Below are 6,470 nucleotides of genomic sequence, written 5' to 3' on the forward strand. Positions count from 1 at the left end.
GCGGCATGGCGAAGTCCTGCTGCCAGACACCGGAATCCGACACCGCCGCGCACAACGATGCGCGCTGGCGCCGCGTCCTTTGGATCGCGCTTATCGCAAATGCGGCCATGTTCATGGTGGAGATGGTCGCCGGTGTCGCTGCCGATTCCCGTGCGCTCCAAGCGGATGCGCTCGACTTCTTCGGCGATGCCGCGAACTACGCGATCAGCTTGGGCGTTGCAGGAATGGCGCTCGCCTGGCGAGCCAGAGCTGCGCTGGTGAAGGCCGCGACCATGCTTGGCTTTGGCATATGGGTGATCGGCTATGCCATCTATGGCCTGATAGCGGGTGCCGATCCGGAGCCAGCGATGATGGGTGTGGTCGGCACCCTGGCTTTGGCGACCAACGTGATCGTTGCGCTGATGCTGTTCCGCTTCCGCGAGGGCGACGCGAACATGCGATCTGTCTGGATCTGCTCGCGCAACGACGCGATCGGCAACCTCGCGGTGTTGGGGGCTGCTCTCGGCGTCTTCGGCACGGGACAGGCTTGGCCCGACCTGCTAGTCGCCTCGGTCATGGCCGGCCTCGCGTTCTGGGGCAGCATCGAGGTATTCGGGCAAGCGCGTCAGGAGCTGGCTCATGAATAGCGACGCCATCGCCCGAATGGACGCCTTCCTTGCCGAGGAATATCATCGGTCAGAAGCTGCGAGACGTGCCGGGAATATCGGCAGCGCATGGCATCACCTCGAGCGAGCCCACATCGCGGCACAGGTCCGCTTGGGACCGCACTGCGGCTCCCATCTGCGGATGCTTCGGCTTGCCTGGCGATTGCGGGACTGGCGGGAGGTTCGGGGTCAGGTTGTCAGGCTTGCCCTTGCCCCCTTGGGCAACCTCACGGGCAGCCTCCCGGTCGGAAACAGCGGGCGCTCGAATGTCAGCCCCTTCGCCCCGATGGAAATAGAGCCGGAGATCAGACTCGTGCTCGGCCTATCGGCAAGTCGAAGTGATCGCTCGTCTCAGAACACCGTCGCATAGATCGATCTTCTTGTTATGAAATCACATTTCGTCTGTCGAGATTGTTCTTTCGCCGCGAAGCTTCTGCTGGTAGCGGACGGCCGATGACCCGGCTCCTCGCCCGCTCCTTCTTGCTGCAGCTTGTCACGCTGTGCACTGCTCTCAGTATCCTGTGGGCGCCGGTGGCAGAAGCGGCCGAATGTTCGGACGAGCCTCCGGTAGCCTCCCAGCTCGAGCAGCATGACGAACCTGGGAATGGCGAGAGGGGACCGGAGAAGCACGGTGCCTGTGCACATGGTCATTGCCATCATGCATCGCAGGCCGTTGGCAGGTTTTCTGAGCCCTTTGCCCCGAGATCGGTTGTGAGCGTGCTCCACGCCGCAGACCAACCCTGGTTCGCTTCCGGTCCAGCGGAACTGATCACACCCCCTCCTCGCGCCTGACGTTCGCCGCGCGTCGGAACCCTTTTCCGACGCCGAACTGAACGTCAGCAGAGGGATTCCCATCCATGTTCGCCATATCGTGGCGAGCGGCCCCCTTCTGGGGGCTGATACTCGCCCTGTCCTCGGGACCTGCCAGCGCGCAGGACCCGCGTATCGTCACGCTCGATGATGCGCTCGAACTCAGCGGGGTCGCCGAGCAAGCCGACACCCCCGTCACCAACCCCCGCCTCGTGGGACCCCGCGCGGAAACCGACGCGGCGGCGGCTCTGGTCGACCAGGCTCGCCTGAGTCCTAATCCGGAGGTGTCCTTCGAAGTCGAGAACGTCGCCGGCAGCGGCGCGTTCTCCGGCCTCGAGTCGACCGAGTATACGCTCTCTGTCGGCCAGCGCTTGGAGCTGGGCGGAAAGCGTTCCGCACGGGTTGGTGCGGCCCAGGCCCAGGCGGATCTGGCTTCCCTTAGAGCCGATCTGACTGCGGTCGAACTCGGCCGACTGGTGCGCGAGCGCTACCTGCTTGCTGTTGCCGCAGCCGCGCGGGTCGAACTCGCGCGGGACGTGGTCGCGCGCAATGAGGAACTCGCCCGCATAGCAGGTGTCCTGGTCGAGGTCGGCCGCGAGCCGCCTCTGCGGGCGTTGCGTGCGGATGCCGCCTTGGCGGAGGCGCGTGCGCATCTGGTGGAGGCCGAGGCAGAGAGTCTGGCGGCTCGCACGGCGCTCGCCTCGCTGTGGGCCGCATCAGAGGCACCGCTAGTTCCGGCCGACTTTCCGAACATCGTCCCGCCCCCATCGTTGATGTCCCAGGCAACGGAGAGCCTGACCTATCAGGTCGCACGCGCCGAGAGCACGGCCGCAGCGGCGGAGATCGAGCGGCAGCGAAGCCTGCGTATACCGGATCCGACGGTCTCCGCCGGCGTGCGGCGCTTCGAGGAGAGCGGTGACAACGCGTTCCTGGTCGGGGTGTCGATCCCTCTGCCCTTCCGCGACCGGAACCAGGGCAACATCGCCGCTGCCGAAGCCCGTTTGCGGGCGGCGAACGCGCGCGAAGCCGTCGCGCTCGCGGATTACGAGCAATCGGTAGCCGCGGCTCGCGCGAGATATCTTGGGGCCGAGGCCCGGGTCGAGACACTCTCGCAGACATCGCTCCCGCAGGCGGAGGAGGCGCTGCGCCTCGTCCGCATCGGATATCGCAATGGACGCTTTCCCCTGATCGAGGTGCTCGCTGCCGCCGAGGCACGCGACACGATCCGCGAGGCGCTCATCGCCGCCCGCGAAGAGCGGGGCCAGGCCGCCGCCGAACTCATCGGGCTGGCCGCACAGTGAAGGATCTATCCATGACACGCAGAAAGCTGGCGATCCTCTTCGGTATCGTGATCGCGATCGGCGCTCTCGCGCTGATATTCTGGCCAACCTCCGATGTCGACGATCATGCGGGTGAGAGGGGCCATGCGCATGAGGAGGCAGAGACCGAAACACCCGAAGGTATAGTCACCTTGAGCGACGAGCAGATCAGCGAGGCCGGGATACAGCTGGCCGCAGTGCGGTCTGGAGCCGCTGTCGAGCTCGTCTTCCCGGCGACGGTCGCAGCGAGCCCCACCGCCTCCGCGCGTATCGACGCCCGCGCCTCGGGTGTCGTCCGCTCCGTGGGCAAGACGCTGGGCGATTACGTTTCGCGCGGCGAGACCGTCGCCCGCATCGAGAGCGCGGATGCCGCCGCTCTCGCCTCGCAGCTCAGCGCGGCGCGCGCTCGGGTCACCGAGCTGTCCGCCGCCTACGATCGCGAACGGCGCCTGTTCGAGGCGAATGTCACGGCCCGCCAGGATCTGGAGGCCGCGCAGGCAAATCTCAGTGTGGCGCGCTCGGAATTGCAGCGAGCGCAGGCCGCGGTAGCGGCAGCCGGCGTCAGCGGTGACGGGCGTTCGCTGGCGGTCACCTCTCCTCTGGCTGGCAGGATCACCGCCGCACCGATCGTGCTCGGCGCCTTCGTGGATGCCGGCGAGGAGCTCTATCGCGTCGTCAATCCGAACGGGTTGCAGGTCGAAGTGGCGCTGCCTTCGGCCGAAGCCTCCCGCATCCAACCTGGCGACGAGGCCGTGCTGATCGTCGGCGATGGCCGCGAGATCGGGGCCCGGGTGCGTTCGGTTACGCCCTCGCTCGATCCGGAGAGCCGCAGTGCCACCGCAGTCTTGTCGCTCTCGCGCGGCGTTCCGGGCCTGCAACCGGGCGCTTTCCTCCAGGCGCGGATAAGACCTTCGGGCGAAGTGGATCGCACCCGTATCGCCGTGCCAGAGGACGCCGTCCAGGTGCTCGAAGGACGCGACGTCGTGTTCGTCCGCACCAAGAGCGGTTTCCAGGCTCGCGAGGTCGAAGTCGGAACCCGGTCCGCCGGGCAGGTGACGATCCTCTCCGGTCTTGAGGAGGGATGGCGCATCGCCACCGACAACGCCTTCCTGCTCAAGGCGGAACTCGAGAAGGAGGGCGCGACCCATGGACACTAAGACAGAGCCCGCGCCTCATGTGGAGACCCATCCCGATACGGGCAGCCATCGCCACGGTCTGATCGGGGCGATCCTCGACATCGCCGTGCGGTTCCGTTGGGCGGTCATCGTCTTGACCGTCTTCGCTGCAATCTACGGGGCCATGAACCTCCTGCGCCTGCCGATCGACGCGGTGCCTGACATCACCAACACCCAGGTGCAGATCAACACCAGCGCCTCCGCGCTCTCACCCTCGCAGGTGGAGACACAGGTGACCTTTCCGATCGAGACTGGTCTGGCCGGGATCGAGGGGCTCGAGATGACGCGCTCGATCTCGCGCAACGGCTTCAGTCAGGTCACCGCGATCTTTGAGGAAGGCACCGACATCTACTTCGCGCGCAGCCAAGTGAACGAACGGCTTGCCCCGATCGGCGCAAGCCTGCCGGAAGGGGCGGAGCCCACGATGGGGCCGATCTCTACCGGTCTCGGTGAGGTGCTGATGTATACGATCGAATACGAGTATCCTGGAGGTCGCGGCGCACCGGTAGGTGACCGGACTGGCTGGCAGTCGGACGGGAGCTTCATCACCGAGCGCGGTGAACGCCTCGACACCGAGGTCGCCAAGGCAGCCTACCTGCGCACGGTCCAGGATTGGGTCGTCGCCCCGTTGATGCGTTCGATCGATGGTGTGGCAGGCGTGGATTCGATCGGCGGTTACGAAAAGCAGTTCCTCGTGCAGCCCGACCCCGCCCGTCTCACTGGTTACGGCCTGTCGTTCGACTCACTGATCGAGGCATTGGAGGCGGCGAACCTCGCTGCGGGCGCCAACTTCGTCGATCGTGCCGGGGAGGCCCTGCTCGTCCGCGTGGATGCGCGTCTCGGTGGCACGCAGGACATCGAACAGGCCGTCGTCACGACCCGCGAGGGCGTTCCGATCCGGATCGGAGATGTCGCCACGGTGCGCATCGGCGGCGATCTGCGGACTGGCGCCGCCTCGCTCAATGGTGAGGAGGCGGTCGTCGGCACCGTCCTGATGCGTAGCGGGGAGAACAGTCGCACCGTGGCGGCAGCCGCGGCGGAGCGGCTGGACGAGGTGCGCGCCTCGCTACCTGCCGGCGTGGTCGCCGAGATCGTCTACAACCGCTCGTCTCTGGTCGATGCGACCATCGCGACGGTGGAGAAGAACCTAGTCGAGGGTGCGCTCCTCGTTATCGCAGTCCTGTTCTTCATGCTCGGCAACGTCCGTGCAGCGATCATCGCCGCGCTGGTCATTCCGATATCCATGCTGATGGCGGCCGTGGGCATGAACAGGCTCGGCGTTTCGGGCAACCTGATGAGCCTGGGGGCGCTGGACTTCGGGCTCATTGTCGATGGCGCGGTCATCATCGTCGAGAACAGCGTCGCTCGGCTCGCCGCCAGACAGCACCGGGAAGGCAGACTGCTCAGCCTTGGCGAGCGCTTGACCGAGACGCGGCTGGCCGCGCAGGAAATGATCAAGCCGACCGTCTACGGTCAGGCGATCATCCTGCTGGTCTACGCTCCGCTTCTCACCTTCACAGGTGTCGAGGGCAAGACGTTCTCGCCGATGGCCATCACGGTGATGCTCGCGCTCGCCTCCGCCTTCGTGCTGTCGCTGACCTTCGTTCCGGCGATGATCGCGGTGCTCCTCAATCGCAAGCTGACCGAGAAGGAAGTCAAGCCTGTCCGCACGGCGAAGGAACGCTATGGCCCAGCGGTGCGTCGCGCCATCGCACGCCCTTGGCCGGTGATCGGAGCGGGTGCCGGCATCTTCGCCGTGGCCGCCTTCGTGTTCACTTTCCTCGGCAGCGAGTTCACGCCGCAACTGGACGAGCAAGACATCGCGGTGCAGTCGCTGCGGATACCGTCGACCTCGCTCGAGCGCTCGCTCGCCATGCAGAGACGGGTGGAGGAGCGGCTCGAGACCTTCCCGCAGGTCGAGCTGGTGTTCTCGCGCACCGGCACGGCGGAGGCCGCCGTCGATCCCATGCCGCGTAACATCTCCGACAGCGTGATCATCCTCAAGGACCGAGGCGACTGGCCAGACCCGGGCCTCGAAAAGGAGGCGCTCATCGAGCGCATTGAGGAGGCGGTTAGTCAGCAGATCGGCAATAATTTCGAGTTCAGCCAGCCGATCGAACTGCGCTTCAACGAACTGATCTCCGGCGTCCGGACCGATTTGGCGGTGCTGGTCTACGGCGACGACTTCGACACCCTGCAGAGGGTCGGCGAGCAGGTGGCTCGCGCATTGGAGGAAACACCGGGTTCCGCCGACGTTCGAGTGGAACAGGCGTCGGGGTTGCCGACGCTGACGGTCAGCGTCGACCGCTTCGCGGCGGCCAACTACGGCCTGTCGGCGGCGGACGTCTCGGAGGCGGTCTCCACCGCCATCGGCGGAACAGAGGCTGGACGCATCTTCGAAGGGGATCGGCGCTTCGACGTTGTCGTCCGTCTGCCCGAGGCGACCCGCAACGATCCAACCAGCCTGGCCGCCCTGCCGATCGTCTCCTCGACCGGCGTGGTGGTGCCCCTGTCCTCAGTAT

General features: G+C 66.1%; 5 protein-coding genes. All 5 read left to right on the plus strand.

Translation table 11 applies throughout. The features are described from left to right. The first annotated feature begins 5 nt into the window (after positions 1-5). Positions 6-626, plus strand: coding sequence for a cation transporter (locus ACHFFA_RS08600; protein ID WP_394270436.1), 621 nt, complete (start codon positions 6-8; stop codon positions 624-626). 16 nt (positions 627-642) lie between these two features. Further along, positions 643-1,014 (plus strand): DUF3703 domain-containing protein, encoded by a 372-nt coding sequence (locus ACHFFA_RS08605; RefSeq protein ID WP_394270443.1) that lies wholly within the window; start codon positions 643-645, stop codon positions 1,012-1,014. Between the two features lie 487 nt (positions 1,015-1,501). Continuing rightward, the gene (locus tag ACHFFA_RS08610; RefSeq protein WP_394270437.1) at positions 1,502-2,755 is read left to right on the plus strand and encodes a TolC family protein; all 1,254 of its coding nucleotides are present in this window, start codon (positions 1,502-1,504) and stop codon (positions 2,753-2,755) included. Positions 2,756-2,766: 11 nt separating this feature from the next. Then, positions 2,767-3,930, plus strand: coding sequence for an efflux RND transporter periplasmic adaptor subunit (locus tag ACHFFA_RS08615; RefSeq protein WP_394270438.1), 1,164 nt, complete (start codon positions 2,767-2,769; stop codon positions 3,928-3,930). Beyond that, on the plus strand, positions 3,920-6,470 hold a 2,551-nt coding region (locus ACHFFA_RS08620), incomplete at its 3' end, for an efflux RND transporter permease subunit (protein WP_394270439.1). The genes ACHFFA_RS08615 and ACHFFA_RS08620, both read left to right, overlap by 11 nt.

Origin of the sequence: Qipengyuania sp., assembly GCF_043423005.1 — a bacterium.
In the GTDB taxonomy this organism is placed as follows: Bacteria; Pseudomonadota; Alphaproteobacteria; order Sphingomonadales; family Sphingomonadaceae; genus Qipengyuania.

What these genes read in the sequence shown, in the direction of transcription:
- ACHFFA_RS08605 (WP_394270443.1), top strand. Translation starts at nt 643, where the DNA reads ATGGACGCCTTCCTTGCCGAGGAATATCATCGGTCAGAAGCTGCGAGA.
- ACHFFA_RS08610 (WP_394270437.1), top strand. Translation starts at nt 1,502, where the DNA reads ATGTTCGCCATATCGTGGCGAGCGGCCCCCTTCTGGGGGCTGATACTC.
- ACHFFA_RS08615 (WP_394270438.1), top strand. Translation starts at nt 2,767, where the DNA reads ATGACACGCAGAAAGCTGGCGATCCTCTTCGGTATCGTGATCGCGATC.
- ACHFFA_RS08600 (WP_394270436.1), top strand. Translation starts at nt 6, where the DNA reads ATGGCGAAGTCCTGCTGCCAGACACCGGAATCCGACACCGCCGCGCAC.